General features: G+C 44.7%; 8 protein-coding genes. All 8 read right to left on the bottom strand.

All coding sequences use genetic code 11. The features are described 5' to 3' along the window. Positions 1-16: 16 nt before the first annotated feature. A complete protein-coding gene (locus NBH14_RS00055) occupies positions 17-2,674 on the bottom strand; it encodes a family 78 glycoside hydrolase catalytic domain (RefSeq protein ID WP_186957829.1) in 2,658 nt (885 codons plus the stop codon). A gap of 8 nt (positions 2,675-2,682) precedes the next feature. Continuing rightward, positions 2,683-5,355: a family 78 glycoside hydrolase catalytic domain gene (locus NBH14_RS00060; RefSeq protein ID WP_186957830.1), complete on the bottom strand. Its 2,673-nt coding sequence runs from the start codon at positions 5,353-5,355 to the stop codon at positions 2,683-2,685. Between the two features lie 71 nt (positions 5,356-5,426). Beyond that, positions 5,427-8,327 (bottom strand): glycosyl hydrolase, encoded by a 2,901-nt coding sequence (locus NBH14_RS00065; protein ID WP_186957831.1) that lies wholly within the window; start codon positions 8,325-8,327, stop codon positions 5,427-5,429. A gap of 76 nt (positions 8,328-8,403) precedes the next feature. Beyond that, positions 8,404-9,948 (bottom strand): RagB/SusD family nutrient uptake outer membrane protein, encoded by a 1,545-nt coding sequence (locus NBH14_RS00070; RefSeq protein WP_186957832.1) that lies wholly within the window; start codon positions 9,946-9,948, stop codon positions 8,404-8,406. A gap of 13 nt (positions 9,949-9,961) precedes the next feature. Then, a complete protein-coding gene (locus NBH14_RS00075) occupies positions 9,962-13,093 on the bottom strand; it encodes a SusC/RagA family TonB-linked outer membrane protein (protein WP_250817004.1) in 3,132 nt (1,043 codons plus the stop codon). Between the two features lie 443 nt (positions 13,094-13,536). Beyond that, entirely contained in the window at positions 13,537-17,178 is a 3,642-nt protein-coding gene (locus NBH14_RS00080) for a family 78 glycoside hydrolase catalytic domain (protein WP_186957833.1), read from the bottom strand. Positions 17,179-17,259: 81 nt separating this feature from the next. After that, positions 17,260-20,427: a DUF5107 domain-containing protein gene (locus NBH14_RS00085; protein ID WP_186957834.1), complete on the bottom strand. Its 3,168-nt coding sequence runs from the start codon at positions 20,425-20,427 to the stop codon at positions 17,260-17,262. A 102-nt stretch (positions 20,428-20,529) separates the two neighbouring features. After that, the gene (locus tag NBH14_RS00090) at positions 20,530-23,514 is read right to left on the bottom strand and encodes a glycoside hydrolase domain-containing protein (protein ID WP_186957835.1); all 2,985 of its coding nucleotides are present in this window, start codon (positions 23,512-23,514) and stop codon (positions 20,530-20,532) included. Between the last annotated feature and the right edge of the window lie 403 nt (positions 23,515-23,917).

A 23,917-nucleotide genomic window follows, 5' to 3' on the forward strand; every position in this document is an offset into this window, starting at 1 on the left:
ATTCCTCCGTTATCATTTACAAAGTACAAGTAATCCGATAGCGACCGGACGGTATTTCCAAAGCATCCGATTTACCGGAGATTTCATTGTTAACCAAAACTGTTTTTGCCCGAACCGGTATCATAACAGTTGCTTCACATCCGACAGGAATATTCAGTTCCAGGACAAAAGAAGCATCGGTTTTCTCCCATTTCACCTCCAGCAAGCCTAAAGGCGTTTCTTTTGCCGCTTTTACCCATGAAAGTCCTTTAACCAATTGAGGCTGAATAATAACATGTTTATAACCCGGATTCTCTTCATCCGTATTAATTCCTGCCAAAGCCTGATAGAACCAGGAGCCGATGCCATTGTAGCAATTATGAATGTGGCTACGTTCTCCGTTCCAATGCTCCCAGGTGGTAGTCGCACCGTTGTCCAGCATATACAGATAACCCGGATAATCTCTTTTTTTCAACATCCCATAGATAAAGTCAGATTGTTTATTCCTGACAGCCCATTCTGTTATCACAGGAACTCCGACCAAACCAGTTGCCAGATGTCCTTTAAAACGTTCTTCCGTTACGCGATACAAAGTATTCCGCACATCAGGCTGTTTATCGTCCGGCGTCGCCCCGACCAACATCGGATATATCAGATCGATCTGGGTACCTGTGGCATAACTTTTCTGCTGAGGATCATAAAAGGTCTTATGGATAAGAGGGTTCAGTTCTTTGTACTTTGTTGCATACACCTGTTTATCCTGTTCCTTACCCAATATGCCGGCAATTTTGCTCATTGTCTGATAGCAAACGGATATAAAACAGTTATTAACCGCATCTACCGACAAAATATTAGTTTGGTCTACCCCGACAGGAGTGGCCCAATCACCCAGATACCAGTTTCTGTATTCCGTATTCGGCCATGTTTTAAGTAAACCGTCCACCGTATATTTATCCACATACTCCAGCCACTTTTTCATATACGGATAATAACGCTCCAACAAACGGGAATCACCATAATTCACATACGTTTGCCAAGATGCCGTGATTATAAACCCACACCAATACGGTCCGCCTCCCGCATTATAGGGATTGGGGGCCGTATGGGGCATACTACCATATTCCCGCATGCAATCGGCCCATGCCTGCATCCAGTTCATATAGAGAGGGGACAGATTATACATCGTCTGGACAGTCTGCGTCGAGGCATTTCCATCTCCACCGTAACCCAAGCGTTCAATCTGCGGGCAATCCACCATATAGCCGCCCAATGTCAGACAGCGGAGCGTATATTGAACCATGTCATGAATCGCATTCAGATCTTCATCCGAACAGCTGAAGGAAGAACTTCCGCTATAATCCGTATGAACCAGGCAGGCTGTTATATCAGACAAAGCCGGAGCTTGGGCGAGATTCGTCAACTTCAAATATCTGTAAGCATGATAATTGAACTTATTAACAAAACGTTCCCCTGCCTCACCGGAGGCTATGTAATAATCTTCATAAAGTCCATCCCTGAACTGTCCATCCCCATCCAGAAAATCACAATAGCTGATCCTTACCTTCTGACCGGAAGACAACATCGGGAATTTAATTTTCGTCCATCCCGTAAAGTTCTTTCCCATGTCGAAAATCCAGGCGGTGTCTCCGGCAGCCTGGCATAAGACCGGATGAAATTCCTGTTGAATCCGATTCAACTCGGCCATCTGGGGTGTCACTTTGTGAGCCGGTATTTCTGCAACTTTCGCTTTCGCCCATTCCAGACGATCCAAAGAAGAAGAGGTTAAGTCCGGAAGCAATCCGGCGGCATTCACGACCTCTCCGCCAAACTGATGCGGCCTCCAGTTTCCCGTCGACACATAACCGCTTTCAGAAGCCATCCAGGAACCATCCGTAACCAAAGCCGTGGTCCAACTGCCATTTTCCCGGCATTCCAATTGGGCACGTACAAACGGGCCGCCTTCCACCACGCCCGGCAATCCGTCCCGATACCAGCCCTTGCCCAGCCAGATAACGATCTCATTACTGCCCTTCTGCAAAAATGGTGTAATATCATAAGTCACAATCAGGGAACGTTTATCAAACTGGGAAACGGCCGGTGTCAATACCGCATCACTTACCGGTTTCCCATTCACATAAACTTCGTGATACCCCAGTGAATTGACATGAAACAACATCTTTTCTCCAATAACATTGCTTTGGAACGTTTTCCGCAATAAGGGAGACTCCATCTTATCCCCATCCTGGTCCATACCGATATACCGGGCGCTCCAATCTTCCGGATTCAGCAATCCTATTCCAAAACAGGCCGGTTCACTCCATGCCGTAACATTTCCTTCTCCATCCCAAACACGAACTTTCCAATAAGAAAACGATTTGGATTTCAAAGCATTCCCCTGATACAAAATCCAATTGGATGCCTCCGAATCTATCTTCCCCGAATCCCACAGGTCTGCTTTATCTTCCGATAAATACTTTTTATCGGATGCGACCAATATCTGATAAGCAGTTTGCCGGGCTCCCTGATCTTTCGAACTTAAAACCCAACTGAAATGAGGAGAAACATTATCGATCCCTAACGGGTCATTTAGCTTCTCACACTGCAAGCAGGTAATCTCCAACGATGAGCGGGAGCCACAGGATACGGCCATCAGAGAAAAACACACAAACAACAGTCGTAAATAAATACCTTTCATATCCATAATTATTTATTTATTTCAAACCTATAAGAACCTGACACCAACTCTTTGGGCGTATCCGTTCCTTCTAGATACAATGTAGCGGTTGAACCGGGAGGAACCGTCACTTTATAAATTACGTTGTTGCCAACTCTCTCCCATGCAGACTTTATCAATCCGTAAGGAGAATTATAAGAGGCTTTTACATAGGTCAGTTCTTTCACGAAACGGGGTTTCAGTATCACATTCTTGAATCCAGGGTTCTGCGGGTCAACATTAATTCCACCTAAGGCTTTATAAAACCATGCACCGATCTCACCATACATTATGTGATTCTGGGAATATCCCCAAGCAAGTCCGTTGTAATCCCAGTTTTCGTAAAGAGTCGTTGCTCCCTGGCGCAACCAGTTTCCCCATGAAGGATAATCCTGTTGGGTTACCATACGGAATGCCTGCTCTACATTTCCCGTTTCCGTCAATGCGTTGAGGATCGTTTTACATCCCATAATGCCGACATCCAGATGATCCTTGTCGGCACTTACACGTTTAGCTAATTGTTCCGCTACTTTCTGCGTGCATTCTTCCGGCACTATTCCCCAATACAAAGGCATACTCAACTCTGTCTGATAACCATTTGCATACATACCGGTTTCCCTGTTCAGGAACTTTTCATTAATCGCATTCTTTATTTTTTCGGCCGCCACCTTATAATGTACATAATCCTTTTCGAAACCAAACAATTTGGCCGTACGGGAAACGATGTCTGCATTTTTGTAATGATAAATAGAAGCTGTCAGTTCCTTATCTGCAACCGACTTATGAGGAACCCAGTCACCCAGACAGTAATCTCCGATCAACCCTTCCGGATACTTATTCAGCCAATAATCCGTATGCATCTTCATTGCTTCATAATTATCTTTCAGGCAAGTCGGATCACCGTAAAATTCATACAGGGTCCAGGGAATAAGGGTCATCGAGCAAGTCCAGTCAGCGATATCGCCTCCCCAACCTCCGGAAGGAATGATACAACGCAGCCTACCTCCATCATACATATTATCCCGATGGTCTGCCATCCATTTTTCATACAGGGTAATTGCATCAAAACTATACAAGCCCGTTTCAATAGCCAGATGGGCATCACCTGTCCAGCCATTTTTCTCACGATGAGGACAATCGGTCGGATATCCGACCAGATTCGATAAATAAGAATAATTCGTAGCCCTCAATAATCTGTTGATCAACGTATCCGAACATTCAAAAGATCCGTTTGCCGGTGAATCCGTATGGATAAAATGAGATGTTATATTTTCTGTCGTCAGATGCAGAGGCTTATCCGAGGAGACTTCCACATATTGGAATCCCTTATAATTAAAACGGGGTGTAAATTCGTTTTCCTTACCGTCCAATATCAATACATCCGTCTGGAACAATTCATCTTCAGGGTGAACACCATATTTCAATGGCTCGTTTACATTTTGATAAAACTGGGTATTATTATCATCAAACAATCGTTTCCTGCGGGAATCCAGTTGTTCGCCATGACGTATTTTCACTTTTGTTCCGGGCGCACCCTTCGCCTTAAACGTCGTCACACCTGACCAGTTTTGCCCAAAGTCGTACAAGTAAAGCGTATCATTCAACTTTTTCAGATCGACAGGCTTACAATATTCCGTAGCACGAATCGGATGCATGGTCTGCGATGTTATATTTGCACTCGGCCAAACAACTTCCGTTGCGTTTTTCCAGGAAGAATCATCATAAGAGACCGTATTCCAACCTGGCAGTTCTTTCCTGAAATCATAATTCTCCGCCAGATAAATTGCATTGAATGTAATCGGCCCAGCTTTAACTTTAAAATCCTTATCAGAAACCAGCACCTCTTTTGTCCCATCGGCATACGTTATATGTAGGTTCAGGCAAAAAGAAGGTCTGCTACGCCACGGAGCTTTATGGAACGACCATTCAGCAACCGGCTGATGGTTGTACCATCCATTCCCGAGAATTACCCCCACTGCATTATCTCCTTTACTTAAAAGATCGGTGACATCATATGTAACATACAATAACCGTTTGTCATAATCGGTAAAAGCCGGGTCTAAGAAGTGGTCACCGACCTTACTTCCGTTGACAGACAATTCATATAATCCGGCAGCAACCATATAGGCCCTTGCAGATTCAATATCCTTATCCAACCTTATTGTTTTACGAAAATAAGGGGTCTCACGGGATTCCATATCCTGCCCGTCTGAAATAAATGAACCTTTCCAGTTAGAAGGCTCCAGCATTCCGGTCTCAAAAGAAGATATTACTTTCCGGGATTTCTGCTTGTTTTTGTCCCAGACAGTAATACCCCAATAGTATTTAGTAAAAGGTTCCAGGGCTTTCCCCTTATAGCAAGTCATTGTCTCTCCGTTCTTTTTTTCCTCCTGCCATACTATCTTCCGCCCTTTAGCCAGTGCGACAGAATCCTTTCCTACAGTAATCTTATAAGCCGTCTGCTTCGCTCCTTCCCTATCATCGTTCAAAAACCATGAAAAACGAGGGAGCTGACGATCAATACCCAATGGAGCTATCAGATGCTCACACTTTAAATTTACAGGCATACAACCAGAGGTTCCTTCCTGAGACCTTAATACCCGGATGTTTACGGAACATAAGAGAGCCATAATCATCATCCAATAAACATTATCTTTTCTCATCTTTAAAATGAATTTAGTTAACAAAGAATACAGATACACACCAAGCATACCTAATCCAAAAGTTATCCATATCAAAATCCCTTCAATAGACTAACCGGTCCTAATAACCCGGCATCGGTCAATGGAGTACTTTCCCTAAGCATATCAAAACGGAAAACATCATGTGTTTTCGTAAAACGCTTCTCTACCGGTAGTTTCCAGTCTCCGATCACCCGGTTTGCCCATAAATTGACTATATCTATCTCAAGTATATTTCCTGTTTCCTGTACCCAGTCAGTAATATCAATCCGCCAGGGGGAACACCACAAGGTACCCAATTCCTCCCCATTCAGACGAACGACTGCAACATGTTTAACATCCCCCAAATCAAGAATAAGTCTTTCACCCGCATGAGTCAATCCAGCTTTCTTCTTATCAAGATCAAATACTTTCCGATAAGTTGCTTTACCCGAATAATACTTAATTCCTTCCTCCTGTCTGTTTATCCAGTTGGAAAGTTTGTCAAAATGGATTTTACCCGGTCCGCCCCAAGCCTGATCAAATATCACCTGCCACGACTCACTTAAATCTCCGATCTTTTGATATTTTAAGAAGTTAAATCCATCTTTACCTGAACAGGTCACAGATATCGATTTGCGGAATACAATGAAATATGATCCATATGGAGCCAGTTCCAATGATAAACTGGTAACCCCGTCCTTTTGCATGAAAGAACCGGCCTCTTTCATTTCTCCTGTAACCGGATCCCATATCTCAGGCTGTTTTCCGGTAACCCTGAAAGAAAAGTCCCCGATCTCCGTACACCCCGTACGATTAATCACAAAATAAATTTCCGATTCCTTATCTGTGCGGTGAATATAATCAAATTTTTCCGGTTCATTATCCTGTCCCACATAAGAAAAATCAGGTAAAATGCCGTCTTCAAGTAAGACTTCCCGAGCTGTTTTCCCCCAAATGATACGTCCTTTTCCAAATTTTCGCTCCGTACGGGTTTTCCCATCCAAGTCACCCCAAATTTCTGCAGCAATCGTCTGTACTTCCCCGTCACAATCCGGATATCCTTTAAGTTCCGCCGACCTTTTAGGAGGTGCTCCGATTACCGTTGCTCCGTCCTTTATCAGTTGTCGAAGTTTTTTGATTACCTCCGGAGACATTGCATCCGATGGATCCGACGAAACTTCCAGTTGCTGGTAATGCCCTACAGCCTTGCATATATCCTCCAGAGGTGATACGCAATTCTGAAGATATAAAAGATGATAACTCATACCATCAGGCAAAACGATCCTTCCATCTTTGACAGACATCCGCGTAAGTAAAACTTCTGCATTCGCATAATCACAATCATATCCCGGACCAAGAGTCGGTACAACATATTTAGGCGGGACCAATAGCGGCGGCCGCTCTCCCAGAAAGAAACAGACATCGCCAACAAACTTACCCTCCTGTAATAAATACTGGCAACGAGATAAATAAGAGAAAAAGGAAGAAGACTGTTCCCACCAGGTTAGATTAGGTGTAAAATGCTGCCCGGCACAAAATTCAAATCCCGGTTTTCCATCTTCCGGCGGCTGGCTCGTAGCCTGATGTAACATAAACCGGTTAATTCCTTCGCAGAAGGCATCATTTGCATAAGGCTTCAAGTCATATGGTCCCAGCGACCAGTGCGTACGGTCCTGTTCCATTTGTGTAAATGCTTCTGCCTGGGCTTCCCCCCGGCCATATATATGTGCAGCCGAAGCTGTTTGTTTCAAATTAAGTCTTGCACTTTTACGGGAATTCATTCCATCTTCCGGCAATTTATAATGTACCCAGAACTCCCCTGCCGGAATATCACAACGTCCCAGGTTTTTCAGTGCATCCTGGGGAGGTGTATCATTAGGACCTCCGGCTTCATTTCCTACATCCATTCCATTCTTATGACACAGATCATAAAAATGCCCATAAAAATTCTCTGCCACACAATCCTGTATTGTCCTGTCAAAATCTTCTCGGAAACGAGCTGAAAAGATAGAATCATGAATTGTATATCCGGCTAATACAGCCATATACGGCTTTAAGTCATATCCACGGAAACGTTTAAACTGACCCGGAAAATCCTGCGTCCATGTTAGTTTTCCACATTCCCAGCTATCCGACCACAGGTAAGCCAACTTACCGCCAGCCTGCCGGGTTTCTTCGATAATTAATTCCCCTAAATGGTCAAAATGTTCATCTAAGGCCTCCGTACTCAGATAATCTATTTCATATCCGTCTCCTCCTTCAAATGTATCTCCTTTAGGATACGCATACCATCTGCTCCAAGGATGTCCCGTCAATGTATATCCGGTCCGGAGAACCAGCCAGTCACCTTCCGGTACCTCCCAACTCAATTCACCACCAGACTTCATACGATCTGTAAGATCTATTGCAGTCCTGATATCTACCACCTTTGTTGCACGATCTACTTTAAATGCCTGAACCCATACATCATGATAATAATCGTCAACAGTTTCAGGCTGAACCAATTTCCCGGTAAAGGTCGAAGAACCAATAACAATCAGCTCACTTTGAACTACTTTTTTCATAGCCTTGTCGGGAGTAACCCAAGGTCCCATCATGGTCCAGCCTCCCGCCAAGTTAAATCCTATTTCAATATTCAAACGTTTAGCTTCCCGGACAGCATGCCGGTAAAGAGCACGCCACTCAGGACTCAGCCATTCAACACCTAATAAAGCCCCTTCCCCAGCATATCCACCCGTACATATCAGATTGACACCACTGATTCCTTTTGCCTTAAACTCTTCCAGGTCACGAGTAATAGAGCCTTCATTTACACGATTATAGAGCCACCACCAATAGACCCTTGGCTTTGCATGATCCGGTGGTGAGACAAACAGGTCACTAAGGTCACCTACTCTTTGACCTGCAACCGAATTGCAGCAAAGAAATATGACCAGTAAAAAGAAGATAAACCTTAATCCAGTATGTTTCATGGTATTTTTCTAATAAAAATATTAACAAAACAAGGAGATTGTTACAAAGAACAATCTCCTCACTACTATCTATTTATCAATATCCCGGATTCTGTTCCAGCAAATAATTGATCTGTCTTTCTCTTAACGGGAAAGCGAATACCAAACGGTTTCCCGTTACCTCAAATGCGGAAGGAAGAATCCACTGATACTTCGCCTTCATCGTCTTCCCAAATTCAGTCATTGTTTCTATAGCTTTACCCGTACGAATCAAATCTGTCCAACGATGGTTTTCAAAGGCCAGTTCATGACGCATTTCATCAGCCACATCCTCTGCTGTAACACTGGTCAGCGATTCCAATCCGGCACGGGTTCTTACCTCGTTAATATAAGGCAAAGCCTCTACATTCCGATTTTGTGCTACCAAGTTCTCTGCCAGCAACAACAATGCCCCCGCATAACGGTAAACCGGGAAGTTATCTCCAGCACGTCCAGCATACTGATAAGGAGGATGATAATACTTCCGGATGAAATAGTAGAAATTTTTTCCAGTTGTCGGAGTAAAATCCGATACCGTCTTGACCGCTTCGCAAGTAAACTGTTCAGCGTCATCTGTTTTACCTTCTGCTACAGCAATGGAAGCATCCAAACGCTTGTCACCCGGCTCGTAAGACTGGATCATCTCTTCCGTAGGAACGCACCAGCCACCGCTTGTACCTGCATAGTTCGAAAAAGTGATACCCATCAAGAAGTCATTATTACTACATTTCGGAATCAAACGCCAAGGAATATCATTATGTACACCTGCATTGGAACCATCTTCGAGATACTGCACTTCAAAAATAGACTCTTTCGAGTTTTTATTGGCTGGATTAAATACAGCTTCATAGCTATCCAAAAGACCGTAGTTCATCTGAGTGATATCTTTCAAATCCTGTTCAGCCGCTTTGTAATCACGAGTAGGCTGTGACATATAACAATAAGCACGCAACATTTTAGCAGCTCCCATCGTTGCCCGGCCACTCTGCGGGAAAGTGCTTGCAACCGGCAATCCCAAAGAGATTGCTTCCGAAACATCAGTAAGAATTTGTTTATAAACATCTTCTACCGGAGATTTAGCGGCAAAAGCTTCCGCTTCGGTAGTCACTTCCTGCAACATAAGAGGAACACCGCCCCAATGTTGTACCAAATCAAAATAATAGAACGCTCTCAGGAACAGAGCTTCTGCCCTTACCGCTTTCTTTTCTTCTTCCGTCAATTCGGAAGCATCCAGTCTACCTAAAATCGTATTTACTCTGGCAATACTAGAATAAACACCGTTATAACGGTCCGGACTCCAACCAACAGTTTCGTCATCTAAAAACAAAGCCAGTTTTTCTGTCGAGTTATAAGGACCTCTATCGCCACTATAGTAGGTATAAAATGTATTGTCTGAACGCATCTCATCCATAAATATGCCACTCAAGGCAATATTTCTCAAACCAGTATACGAAGCAACTGTAGCTTGTTCAAAATGATCTGCAGTTTTATAAAATGTTTCCGTCGTAATAGTTGTCTCAGGAGTCAAATTCAAGAAAGAGTCACTGCAAGAAGAAAGAGACAACACACTTGCCGCAAAAATATATATATTCAACTTTTTCATATTCTCATGCTCTTTAAAATTTAACATTCAAACCAATTGTATAAATTCTGGCAACAGGATATGTTGTATGATCCACTCCCTGATATAATCCGCTTGTATTCTTATTTACTTCCGGATTCATTCCCGGATAAGAACCTAGGGTAAACAGGTTTTGAGCACTTCCATAAACACGTATTCCCTTGATATAAGGATTTGATTTCATCGGAATCGTATATCCCAACGTGATATTCTTTAACGTTATGTAATTATTCTTGAATACCCAACGAGAATTGGTATATCGGAATAACTCCGTCGTACCCGTTCTTGTCCTCGGAATATAACCATTACCTGGATTATCTTCTGATCGCCAACGTTCTGCGACTTCCTTACGAACATTAAATACTCCGTCTATATTTTCCGTCCATTCATAAGTTCCGTCTATAATGTCTCCACCTAATGAACCGGTAAATACAATACTTGCGTCAAAATCTTTCCATGAGAAAGTATTAGTCATACCAAAAATACAATCCGGATTCGGATCACCGATAAAAGTACGGTCATTATTATCGATAACATTATCGCCATTCAAGTCCTTCATACGAACAGTACCGACCATAGAAGAGGCATGTTTAGGTCCAGCTTCATATTCTTCCTGAGTCATGAAAACACCATCATATACGTAACCGTAGAATAGACCTAACGGCTTACCGACTTCCGTACGGTTGTAATCTTCCTGATTGTTATTACCGCCAATCGGTGTATTGTTCGTACCCAGCTTCATCGCTTTATTACGGTTAAATGTCAAATTCAAACTGGTATTCCATTTAAACTTACCTGTCATATTCTTCGTTTCCAAGCCAATTTCATGTCCCCAAAATCTGAATTCACCAATATTAGACTGAATGTTTCCGAATCCGGAAGAATAAGGAATATCAATCTGATACAACAAACCATCCGTTTTCTTCCAATAGTAATCATAAACCAAGAATACACGATCATTGAATAATCCTAAATCCACACCTAAGTCGACCTGTTTTGTTGTTTCCCAGGTAAGATCTGCATTACCGATACCACTTGTTCCACGTCCGGCAGCAATTCCGTTATTGAAAACATAATTGTAAGTACCAATTGTAGCCAAATGATTATAGTTACCGATATTATAATTGCCTACGACACCATAACTTCCACGTAATTTCAAATAGCTCAACCTATCAAATCTCTCCATGAAGCTTTCATCCGAAGCAATCCAACCGGCAGAAACAGATGGGAAGTTAGCCCACTTTGCATTCAAACCAAAACGAGAACAACCATCCCGACGGAAAGATACAGACAACAAGTATTTACCCATATAATCATAATTGGCACGTGCCAGATAAGAGATCATAGCCCACTCACTTCTGTCGCCAGAGCCGACTTTTGTTGTTGCTGCATTAAACCAACCCACTTCATCATCCGGATAATCGGAGGCACTAATAGAGGCATTCTCTGATGTCGTCTTCTGAGTTGAATATCCGAGCAAAAGATCTACATTATGCTTATCCGCAAACGTCTTATTGTAAGTTAACATATTCTCTATCAGCCAGTTCACATATTTACTAGTACCATAAGAACCAACCGCAGGATTAGGCGGAGCAGAGAACATACCGCCATTTGCAATGGAAGGTACCCACGATTCAGATTGATCCGATCCCAAATCTGCATTAGCGCTGATACGATATTTTAATCCATCTATAATCTTAACGTCTGCATACGTGTTAACCGTACCTCTCATTCTTTTTTTAGGATCTTCACGTTCTTTCAACACTAAATAGTAATTTGCATTTGCAAACATACCAGGTTGTGAATAAGATATCGGATATGTTCCGTCATCATTCTTGTATTTCAACTGTGGATCCATCAAGAAGGCAGAACCAATTATATAACGTCCGCCACCCAATCCGGGGATAATCTGTCCATTCATATAAGAACCAGATAAATTCAAGCCAAACGTTACACGATCCGAAGCTTCATATACATTATTGGCACGTGCCGAGAAGCGTTCCGAATAGGTATTGATAATAACACCATCCTGCTTGTTGTAGTTCAGGTTCACAGCCGATTTCACTTTTGTAGTTCCTGACTGCAAACTCAGGTTATAATTCTGCGTCAATGCAGTCTGCAAAAGTACATCGTACCAGTCCGTACCATTCTGCAATGAAGAAGGATTCTGATAACATTCGGGAACTCCTCCTGTATAGCCTTCATACTTAGCCTGGTCTTCATAATACTCTTTTTTGAACTGGGCAAATTCCTGTGCATTCATTACATCGGGACGTCCTCTTTTTGATACTTGTGTTGCACCGAAATAAGCACTGAACTCGACATCAGTTTTTCCTTCTTTCGCTCTTTTAGTCGTTACCAAGATAACACCGTTGGCAGCCCTGGAACCATACAAAGAGGTAGAAGCAGCATCTTTAAGGATTGTAATATTTTCAATCTCTTCAGGACTTATCGACTCCAGTCCTGTACCTTCATTCGGAGTGATCGGGAATCCATCTATTACTACAAGAGGGCTATTACCGCCATTCACTGAAGCAGCGCCACGGATACGGATAGCCATACCACCGTTAGGCTCACCATTTGCCTGTGTAATCTGTACTCCTGAGAATTTACCCTGCATTTTCTGACTGATATTCGGAACTGGGATATCTTCCAGTTCCTCATTATTCAACTTGCTCATGGAACCAGTTACCGCACGGGCTTTCTGAGTACCATAGGCCACAACAACAACCTCATCCAAAGCCTCTGAATCTTCCGAGAGCTTTACTGCAAAAGTTGTTTGATTACCAACCACAATGTTTTGTGTATTATAACCAAGATAAGAAATTTGTAATGTTGCATTACGGGAAACATCTAAAGAAAATCGTCCGTCTGCATCTGTAACAGTTCCGTTTGTTGTCCCCTTCTCCAATACATTGGCACCGATAACCGGTACTCCCTCTTTGTCTGTTACAACACCCGTAATTTTCTTTTGTTGCTGGCTAATTGTTATAGACGTATCCTTCAAATTGGAATCATTAGCCGCATACACTTTTGCTCCCGAGAGCATGCTTAAAAGTAATAATGGAAGTGTGGACTTTAATATAGGAGTATATATACCCCCCCCCCCCGTTAAACATTTTTTCATACTTATTTCACATTTATTATGTTATTAAGAATAGAGTATTTTATCAGTCTTACCTGATATGTTTAAGATTATCAAAATTGTACTTTGTATAAATTTGATACTAGTGCTTTCAAATACAATTAGGTCATAGGCATATTACATTTAAAGTTAAACATCATAGATTCTTTGTTTTATATAGCCAGTATATTTACAGCAACAAAAGTATTCACTTGAAAATAAATATTGTTTAGAAAAATGACTTTAAATGTTATAAAAATGACAGAATGGTTTATATTGTACAAAACGCTTTATTGTATTAAGTTTTATACACAATAAAAGACTTTCATAAAGGATATTAAAATAACATATATTCACACACCCTAATAAAGAGATCATCAGGGAACATAAGATAATCCAAAGCCTTGGATCACATACAACACACAGATAAAACCCGGATAAAAATATTAATGCACTTCTACCTGATCCCCTCGTACCACAAACTCAAAAGAGCCGGATTCCAGTTCATAAACAGCGACAGGTATTCCATGGCGGAAAGATTTCCCCATAAATTTCGCACCTTCGATTTCTTTACAGACAGAAACAACGTCAGCGACAGGTAGATAAAGGGTAGCTGTCGTATTGGCTGGTATTGTCGTACGATAGCTGGTCAACGTACCCTTCCCGTCAGCCGTCCAGGAACTACGGATAACACCGTAACAGGAAGCATAACTTCCGGATAAAGAAATATAATCAGCACCGGCTGATGGTTGCAAAACAAAATGCTTATATCCTGCTTCACCCCGGCCATGGTTGTTCGTTATACCTAACTGGTACTCATACATCCACTGCCCGACCGCACCTAAAGCAAAATGATTGAATGAGTTCATAGCATTACTATGTCCCTCGGCGAAAGCGACTTCATAACCATTCCAGCGTTCCCAGATAGAAGTAGCCCCTTTAGTCACCGGATAGAGCCAAGAAGTGAAATCAGTACAGGTGAACATGCGGAAAGCCTCTTCCACATGACCCGCACGGCTTAACGCCGGAAGAATATTAGGTGTCCCCGAAAAACCGGTTGTGATCGTATAAGCCGGATAATTACCCTCTCCCAAGCCACTGGAGGAAGGATTCACTGCCAACTCAGCCAGCCAGGCTTCTGCTTTCGCCTTGTTCTCATCCGAAAAACAGTTGAAGTTCAAAGGAGTAGCATAGGAGGATTGCGAATGGACCGGTTTACCGTCAACACTTTTTGTTTTTCCCGTGCTTTCGTCTACATACGCCCTGTTCCATTCTTCTTTAGCCAATGTGTGACGCGTTCGAAGCTGGTCGGCATAATCCGTGCGTCCGATCGCATCAGCCATACAGGCTGTCACTTCCATCATATAAATATAAATGGCATTGTTAACCAGATCGGCAGGCGTATTGGGATCCATTGCCAGCCAATCGGACAAACCGCTGGTTTTAGCAGACAAATGCGGATAGGTCTCGCTGAAATCATAAAAGTCCATGCCGTTCAGCCAGGCCATCATTGCCTCCATATTTTCTTCAATCACCTGAGTATTGCCATATTGGGTATAAAGTTGCCAGGGGACCATACACACAGCGGCCGCCCACGTCGTTCCGTCGGCAAAGGTGGTATCATCTGCCAGATTGTATGTCGGCACCGTACTGCCGATCCCGCCCGGAGCCTCCGTGGCACTACCTACTCCCTGGTCTGCCCGCACGGTCACCATCCATTGGCGGAAAAAGTTCTGAACATCCGAATTATAAGTAGCCGTACGCGTATATGTCTGTGCATCACCGGTCCAACCCATCCGTTCATTACGTTGCGGACAATCTGTAGGGATGGTAAAGAAGTTTCCCAACTGGCTGCGCTGGATATTCCTGAACAGTTGATTGGCCAGCTTACCCGTCCGGCCGTCTGCAGTAACAGCTTCATAAGTCCCGGTCGGCAGATTGTCGGAAGAAAGGACCAGTCCCTTCACGCAGTCAAGAGGCAAGGCTCCTTTATGAGAGGGTAACGTAATCTGTATATACTGGTATCCCCGATAGGTAGTGGATGGCTGTATAGTCACTTCACTATCATCTTTTGCCATATAAAAGTCTGAGACCAGAGCGGCACGCATTGTTTCATGCAAAGGACGGCCGGCAATATTCCTCCCTTTCTTTCCGTATTCATGGACATACCAGGCATCATCTCCCTTCAATCCCGGATAGAGTTGTTCCGCATACCGCATAATAACAACATCCCCTTTTTTCAGATAGCCTGCCGGTATCGTTACCGACGGGACACCTACCATATTGACACCCATACTATAGACATAGGTATGCTTACACTGGCTATGTACCGGCATCACCTGTTTAGCCGTCAATACTTCACGTACACGGACCGGTTCGTCATAACGGGCTTTTATGTCAAAATGAATCCAATCTCTTTTTCGGATAATATCCGGCTGCATCCATACCGAATCATCATAGGATACGGTATTCCAGCCTTCTACGGCAGGTTCACGGTTGGCATCATAACGCTCGCCGTGAAAGAAGCTTCCGGATCGTACCGGACCGTCTTTATACATCTTCCAGGTGTCTTTATTCGTCACCACCACCTGCCTGCTTCCATCCTCGTAAGAAATAACCAGGCAGGCCAAAAGGGCTTCATAGTCTCCAAAGAAATTATAATTAGGCATAGTAAAGGTCATATAGCCGGTATACCAACCCGGATTCAAACGGGCTGCAATGCAATTATCCCCGTCGGCCAACAGCTCGGTCACGTCGTATGCATAATATCCCAGCACTTCACGATACTGGCTATTTCCCGGAGCAAACCAATCTTCGCCCACCCGTTTCCCGTTCATAAATAATTCGTAGGCTCCCATAGCCGTTACATATAACTTAGCCCTGGCCATTTTCTTTTTATCCTGAGTGGTAAACCGGGAGCGCAACATCGTCAACGCACCATGGCTGGGATCGGCATAACCGACCGTCATCTTTTCCGTTTCATTCCTGACCAGAATATCGTCTCCTTGCAGACTGACATTCGGCAGTGTTTCAAAAACAGCATAATGCCGCCTGTCAAAAGTCACATTATCTTCACTGCGACCACAATTCTTTATCTGATAATCCGTATAACATACCTCGCATCCCGGCATAGCGGCAAAACCGATCGACGCCAAATGAGGTAACGTATTCTGGTCGTGTGTATTTCCCCAGGGTCCCACGTTAAAAGGGGTCGCAGCAGTACCCGCAGCAGAGGTAGTAGTCAGGGCTTTTCCGTCAATCGTAAAAGAAAGGTTGCTCGACTCCACCTTTACCGTTATCGCATGCTTTGCCGATTTATTGGCAGGAGTAAAAAGAGCGTTGATATTGGTGCCGGGATATTTCTCTGCGGAAACAGTCATAAAAGGAATATCGGCACGATCTCCCTGGGCATATCCTACCCGGTAAATATGCAATACCGCTCCCCGTCCGCTGCCTACACCCGAGAGATCCAGTTCGATACGCACATAGTTCTCCCCCTCCAGATTATCCGCATTCTGAAAAGAATCTATCAGACGGAAATCATTTGCTCCCAATATGAATGACGCTTTGTCACCTTTGAGCAACCTGAACTGAGTGGAAATCATGAAATAGTTGGTTGCTGTCGCATCCAGCCTCAGCTCCTTCGACCCTATCCATTCCGCACCGTTCCAGGCAGAGATATGAGGATTCATCAATCCGGTCTCAAAGGAGGAAGAGGCTGCATAACTTTTACCTTGCGCATCCCAGACTGTCAGATTCCACTCGTAAGCCATCTCCGGTTGTAATGCAACTCCCTGGTATTTTACCTGGGTTGAGACTCCCGATTCCACTTTACGGCTGTCCCAAACGACCCGCCCATCACTCTTACGCGTAACGATTATCTGATATGCACTTTGCTTCTGTCCTCTTTCATCCGATGACATTTGCCAACTAAACACAGGATGCCTATCTTCGACTGCCAGCGGCTTTACTACATTTTGTACTTTCAGAGAAACAACAGATGTATTCCCCCAGGTCCATACCGGAGAGAAGAGCACGAAACTTAACAGAATAAATATCCAACGAAGTTGCAGCAAAGAGTATTTCATTGACATCAATAAGATTAAAAGGTTATTCAACAAGTGCAAAGTTAGCACTACACCTGATTACCTTATATTCAAAACTGATGTTTATGTTTTCATTTTTGACAAAAACAGGCGGACGATCAGATCGAAATTGGAATCGCGGAAAGAAGTTTCCCACGGGGTCGTATCCGCTTGTTCATTGCGAGACTTGAGCATTCCGGAGGCTTTTTCCATCTCGCCGCGGTAAACGGCTGCACACCACTGGGTAATCCGGTTTTCATGGAAATCCGTTTCCCAGGAGGCAACCATACGGTCCGCTTCCGCTTCTTTTCCCAGCTCACGCAAGGCCAGTGCAGTCAGGAGATTGCCGGAACCAAACCAGGCTCGTGACGTTTTATAACCGGCCACAGACGACAAGAGTGTCGCTGCTTTTTGGTTATCCCCCTGCCCCATCAAGGCTTTTGCTTCCAGATAATCTTCCAGACGACTATCGATCATATCGTCATAAGGTTTGCCTACTCCCAGGTTTTCGGGCCATTCCTTTGAGGCTTCCACATTTCGCATGACCTGCCTGTAATTCTTCCGGCTCAACTGTTCCATTGCCTGGTACAGGTTGGCGGCACGATAGACAGCACGTCCGGCATACGAGCCTTCATTCGGAAGCACCTGCATCTTGTTCAGTAAGGAAATGCAAGGCTGGTACTGACCTGTTTCACATAAAGCCTTTGCATATTTCAGGCCGATATAATAATTAGACGGATATTTCTTTATGTACTTCTTTCCGGTCTCAACAGCCTGCTGCCATTGGTTGTTCGCAGTATAATGATTTATCAATGCAAACCCCGTACGCCATGACATTCCGACCTGCTCCGCTTTCAGCAAGTCTGCCAACCGCTCTTCACCACTCTTCAAAGAAGCACGGCTCAGATAGAAGGGGGCATAACCAGTCTCCCCGCAATCATTGAACAAAGACAATGCTTTCTCCCTGTTTTGATTTGCCCAGTAGATCAAGCCTTTATAATAACTAATCTTCCAGTCGGGACGCACGGTTGCGGCCCATTCCAACGCTTTCAAAGAGCTGGGCCGGAAAGGGAAGACCATCTCCGGAGAAACTTCATTAGCACGTTCCAGCAGGCGGAGGCTTTCATCGTCATTGCCTGTCCGGTGCAACAGGTAAGCCTGTTTGTAGAGGGCAACCGGATAATTGCCGGCACAGGACAAGAGAGACAAAGCCTCTTCCGCACAACCGACCGATTCGTACCATTCAGCCAGCTCCATATAAGTTTCAAAAGGAAGTTCGTTGCGTATCAATGACTGAAAATCATCTATCGGATGCCCGGAGCCGTCGCCCTGATAGAGTTGTTCAAAACGTGCTGCATGATACAACGGAAGCTCCTCCAGCAGCGGTTCGATAAGCGCTTTGGCTTTCTCCAGTTGGTTCGTCTTACGATAAACTACCATTAAAACATGGTCAGCACTCAAATTCATTTGGTTGAACTCCTTACTTCTCAAGGCATAATGTTCAGCTTTTGCCCAGTTCTTGTCAAGCAGGAACATTTCAGCCAGTTTCTCGTAAGCGGCACTACGTACTCCCGGAGAATAGGAAGCTATCGAAAAACCGTCTTTGGCATCCGTACGATTACCCAAAGCCTGGTTACACAACCCATACAGATAGTTGACATCCCCATCGTACGTGTTAATGCTTAATGCCGTCTTGCAACGGGCAAGCGCATCGGCATAACGTCCTTGGCGGTAATAGAGGGAAGCAAGATCAGTCAGTGCAGGTACGAAATAAGAATCTTTTTCGAGGGAAGCCAGCAAGAACTTCTCTGCCTTGTCGAGCACTTTCTGATTCATCCATTGCTCTCCCTGCGTATAAAGACCATATACCGAGTTCCAGTCGAAATCGGCAGGCAATTGTTTCGGGCGACTGGTGATGTTATCCGAAGGTACCTCCGAATACACCAATAAGTCTTCGCCTACCACGACTTTCAGTTTACCAGCGGTAACAGCCTTATTCAATGGGATAGAATCTTTCCACGTTTCCAATACACCGCAGTTCAATGGGATAGAGTTCACTTCCTTTTCTCCTTCATAGAGCTTTATGGTTGTAGATAATTTCTGCAAAGGAGAGAAATACAACTTCAGAAAACCATCTTCCCTCAACACGTTAAGCGCTCCGATACGACTCGCCTTTGAGACTCCTTTTATTTCTTTTACCGGAAACCAGTATTCCGTCCATTGATCGGTCGCCTGCGGACCGAATGCCGTATGTTTATAAGGGGTAAACGCACTGTTGGAAGCCGGCTGGTTATACATGCGACCCGATTGCAGTTCGATATACTGGCCGTCGGTATCCGTCAGTAAATCTTCCCAAATACCTCCCTCTCGGGAAAGCCCCCAAAGGAAAATCTTCATACCCAGTTTCTCGTCATAATCGGCATGATGGATGGAACCAAAATCGTTGTCATGCCAGTAAGCGCCGTAGAAATCGTTATATTTCCCTACAATATGATAAGATTTGGAATTACCGAAGTCATTCTTTTCATACCAGGAGATGTCGCGCCCCTGTTCATCCAAAGGAAAAGAATGGAGCTCGCCTCCGTGTCCGATATAATTGGTCCCAGGATAACAGAACTCGGCATTTCCGACTGCCGGATAGCCGGCATTCATCCACTGATAGTAAGGTTGATCAATGGATGAACTGTTATGCCAGGTTGTTGTTGTCGTAAAGTAAGCCTTATCTTTCGGCAGATTCACCTCCACGGTCCACAGTGTCCGGGTAACCAGTTCATAAGAAGAGACATAACAACTCACACTTCCGTCCGGTTTCTGCCGGGTCACATAGTCGACCGGCGTACTGGAAGTCGGTGCATGACCAATAATACCGAAGTTGAACTCAATACCACCCGATGTCCAGGGACCGCGCATGGCTATATCACGAAACTTCACGACATGGTTATTGTAGATAAACTCCTTACCGGTCGTTTTATCCACGGCTCCCCATATTTTTCCACCTATCTCGGGAAAAAGAGTCAGTTTGATATAATCATTTTCAAGAGAGACTACTTTCCATTGCTGGTTGGTTCCTTTAGCAGAAAAACCGTCAAAACGGAAATAAGGATAGAACAGATCGGAAGGATCAGCCACCGGATCAGGATCAGAGAACGGATAGGTTTTAACCGTCTCTACTGTCTCGGTTACAGTCGCTTGCTGTGCAAACAAAGGTTGCAACAAAGAAGTTGCACAAAGAAGAATGAGAATCTTTTTCATGGTAATTCATTTATATGGACAATAATGTATATAAGGTGTTTAATCCTCCTTATATACGATTAAGGAGTACATTTCCAGTAAATTATACTATATCGGAAGATGTTATTTTGCAATAATTAACAAACCCTTACCTTTCGGAACAACGATCTCATCGCCGGGCTTCCAGTTACCCTCCTGTTGGAAATTCTCTATTTCCAGTGCATACAACGTTACTTTCGACGGATCCAGGCCAAGCGCTGCCCAATCCACGGAAAGAGTCACTTTTGCATCCGTATCTTCCCAGGTTGCCAGCGAAATCAATGTTTTTTCTCCTGTATGGCGGTAGATAGTCGCCAATGTCTTTTCGCTGTTTGTCTTTACCGGATTATCTTTCACCCAGTAGCCGATCATTTCGCTGTGCTGCATACCGAACGAATCCCATAACTTCCACAACGGGCCATTATCTACACGAGGGCTGCGGCCGGTCATGCCATACAACATTCCCCGCCACGGGTTGCCGCCGCCTTCCAGCATTTCCCCCATCAGTCCGTAAGGAATACCTGAAACCTCGATCAACCAGAACTCAGGAGGAAAATCATAATTGAAATACTCGCCGAACCACAGGCGGTCGAGATACGGGAAATGTTCGAGATAAAGGTTCGCACTGTTGGCAAAGCCGTCGCGCTCATTATACTGGTTTGCCGAATGCAGGTCGATCATCGCGCCCGGATTCGTACGGTTCATGATCTTTCGGATGCGCTTCATCGTCATGCGGTCGAATGCCAGGTCATCGATATACAGGCCATCGATACCCACGTTCTTTACCAGCCAGTCGAGACCTTCCAAGTAATAATTATGCCAACGGGAAACACCGCTGTTTACGATTGCCGCATCTTTCAGGTGAGGTACAAACCAGGCACCGATGTAGTTCTGATCCAAATGTTCCTGCAACCAGGAGAAACCGCCGCCGGGACCTTCCGAGAAAATCTCATTCCCCAGGCTCCGCAAAGCGAACATCTCCACACAACTGTTAGACAGTTCACGAACCGTATTATAAATCTTCACCTTCATATCCCGCGCATGCGCTCCGTCGATATATGCCTTCATCTCCTTCGTCCGCAGGAACGGATAGTTGATAAACGGGTTAATACCTGTCGCGTGATGGATATTGAGCACGTTGGCGCCCAGCTTCTCCACCTTGTCGATAAAGTCATAACTATGATAATAACGCTCGCGCCATTGCTTATCGGTATCGATCGGACGGAACGGGGTGATGGCGATATTGAAATAATAATACAGTCTGTCCCCCTTCTTCACCTCCCGCTTCCCGGAATAGGCATTGATTCGTGTGCCGTCGGCAGCATTGTTGATATCGATGCCGCCGTTACCGTTATTGCACCAGGAAACGGGCATATGCAGCGGCTTCTGGTGATAGAAATTCGTATTCAGCGGTCGTTCGTATGTATTGTCATAAAAACGAATCTGGAGGCCGGCATTGACATCGCCCACCCAGGGGCCATCCTGGTTTTTCTCCACGCTCCATTTCCAGCGGAGGTCTTTCGGGCAATAACCGCCTTTCTCTCCCAGTCCCATCATATAACGTCCTATGCCGGGTGCCAGATGCGTACGCAGTCCTATATCTTCCACGGAAGCATCTTCGCGGGCAACCAGCGTCACTTTATATTCGATATTCCCATCCGATTCCATCTCTCCTTCCAGGTCCATCAGGAAACGGCTGTTCTGGTTCAAAGCCTTCCAGGCGATAGCTCCCTGTTTGCGCTTTGTGATCTCAAAGTTCAGATTCTCCCAGGCACCGCCATCCGCTGCCAGTTCCATCGGAGCCGATAAGACAGACCGTCCGTCGGTTCCGATTCCCGTCATCGTTTCCTTAAAATAACTGGTAATGCCTGCTGGCAATCCCAAAGACGAAAGCGTAACCTCACGCCCCAGGCAACCGATTGTCTTATCTTTCATCACCAGCGGCGTATAAGGAGCGATCACCTCGTCATCAAAACCTATCTGCGAATTGAGCCACCGTAGACGGGAATGGCGCCAGGGTTCATTATCACCGTGATTCGCTATTACATTTTCAGATACATGCAAGGAGACCTGCACCGTTTTACTTTCCGCATTGGCAGCAGAGACCGTCACCGTCCCCTGATAAGTTCCCGAAGAAAGATGCTCCGGCAGTTGTGTACCGATCCATAAAGCCTGTATCTTACCCTGTTCGACGGAACAGTTCTTCTTAAATACGGTTCCCGTCACATCCGTCCCTTCCGTATTGAAACAGGTAAACGAAGAGGCGGGTATCTGCTCGCCGGTCACTGCATTAGACAGAGCCGAAAAGTCCACATGCAGATTCTCCACATCCGTACGGGCCGCCCATACGCCCAGCTGGAATACATAATATTCGCCTTTATCGGCCTCTCCCGTAAAGGTATCGTGCCGGTCATCGGCAATCCACTTATAAGGGATATCGGTCGTCATGCGAATCGGATATTTCCGGTCCTCGGTAAACAAAATATAGTTCTCGGAAGGACGTTTTTTCAACAGCCGGGCAGTCTCGTCAGCCGTCGCGATCACCTCCATCGGATAAAAGCTATTCAACTGGTCGATCGCCTGGAACTGCACGATCCTGACAGCCGGAAGCGAAGGAGCTTTCTTGCCCGACAATTTATTTTTCTTTATCCAGTCGGCCGAAGCGGTATTCTCGAAAGGAGGATAATTGACAGTCGGATAATAACGGCTGCCGCTCATCACATTTTTCAGATAATAAATGTAATACTCTCCCGGAACAGTCTGCGGCTGGAAAGCCACTTCCCCTCTCTCCCGGTTCACAGCGAAACGGCATACATTGGTAATCCGTTTTCCGGTCGTCGCATCCACTACGATCAGATTCTTATCTTCCGGATTCAGGTCACGGCGGCGCCATTCGATAGTAGCCAGTACCGCATCCGCCGGTTTCTCTACGGAGACAACCACCCGGTGATTACCCAGCGAGTCGGCATCCCAGTTTCCAAATCCGTACAATTCGCCGGTTAATGTATTCCGGGCATGCAATCCCCCGATGGTTAACAAACAAAACAGGATAAACAGTAATTGTTTCATACGCATTAGTGTTTTTAAGATTCAATATCTTGTCAATTAAGAATATATCCATCCGATAATAGTATTCCAAAGATAGTTATTTTAATGAGAATTAGGGATTCCGATAGTAAGAAGATGTATTGATTATAGAAAATAATCAGCCAATATGCCAATTTAGAAAGATTTGAGTCATTTAGCGACATTGTGGACCCGAAGGGTTCAATTGTGAATAGCCCCCGGTGAAGCCGGGGGATCCCGATATATGCCGGATGGTGCGTCCCTGAAGGGGGCGAATAATACATTGTGATTGAACCCTTTCAGGGCTCATCGGCCGGATGCCATTCCCAATCCCCCGGCTTCACCGGGGGCTATTCACAGTTAGTCCTTTCAGGACAAGCAACAACACTTAACTAGTTCAATTCTG

The organism is Parabacteroides caecihominis (genome assembly GCF_023656785.1).
GTDB lineage: Bacteria > Bacteroidota > Bacteroidia > Bacteroidales > Tannerellaceae > Parabacteroides > Parabacteroides segnis.

Excerpts from the sequence above, each read along its gene's own strand:
- NBH14_RS00055 (WP_186957829.1), bottom strand. The coding sequence starts at position 2,674 with ATGAAAGGTATTTATTTACGACTGTTGTTTGTGTGTTTTTCTCTGATG.
- NBH14_RS00060 (WP_186957830.1), bottom strand. The coding sequence starts at position 5,355 with ATGAGAAAAGATAATGTTTATTGGATGATGATTATGGCTCTCTTATGT.
- NBH14_RS00065 (WP_186957831.1), bottom strand. The coding sequence starts at position 8,327 with ATGAAACATACTGGATTAAGGTTTATCTTCTTTTTACTGGTCATATTT.
- NBH14_RS00070 (WP_186957832.1), bottom strand. The coding sequence starts at position 9,948 with ATGAAAAAGTTGAATATATATATTTTTGCGGCAAGTGTGTTGTCTCTT.
- NBH14_RS00075 (WP_250817004.1), bottom strand. The coding sequence starts at position 13,093 with ATGAAAAAATGTTTAACGGGGGGGGGGGGTATATATACTCCTATATTA.
- NBH14_RS00080 (WP_186957833.1), bottom strand. The coding sequence starts at position 17,178 with ATGAAATACTCTTTGCTGCAACTTCGTTGGATATTTATTCTGTTAAGT.
- NBH14_RS00085 (WP_186957834.1), bottom strand. The coding sequence starts at position 20,427 with ATGAAAAAGATTCTCATTCTTCTTTGTGCAACTTCTTTGTTGCAACCT.
- NBH14_RS00090 (WP_186957835.1), bottom strand. The coding sequence starts at position 23,514 with ATGAAACAATTACTGTTTATCCTGTTTTGTTTGTTAACCATCGGGGGA.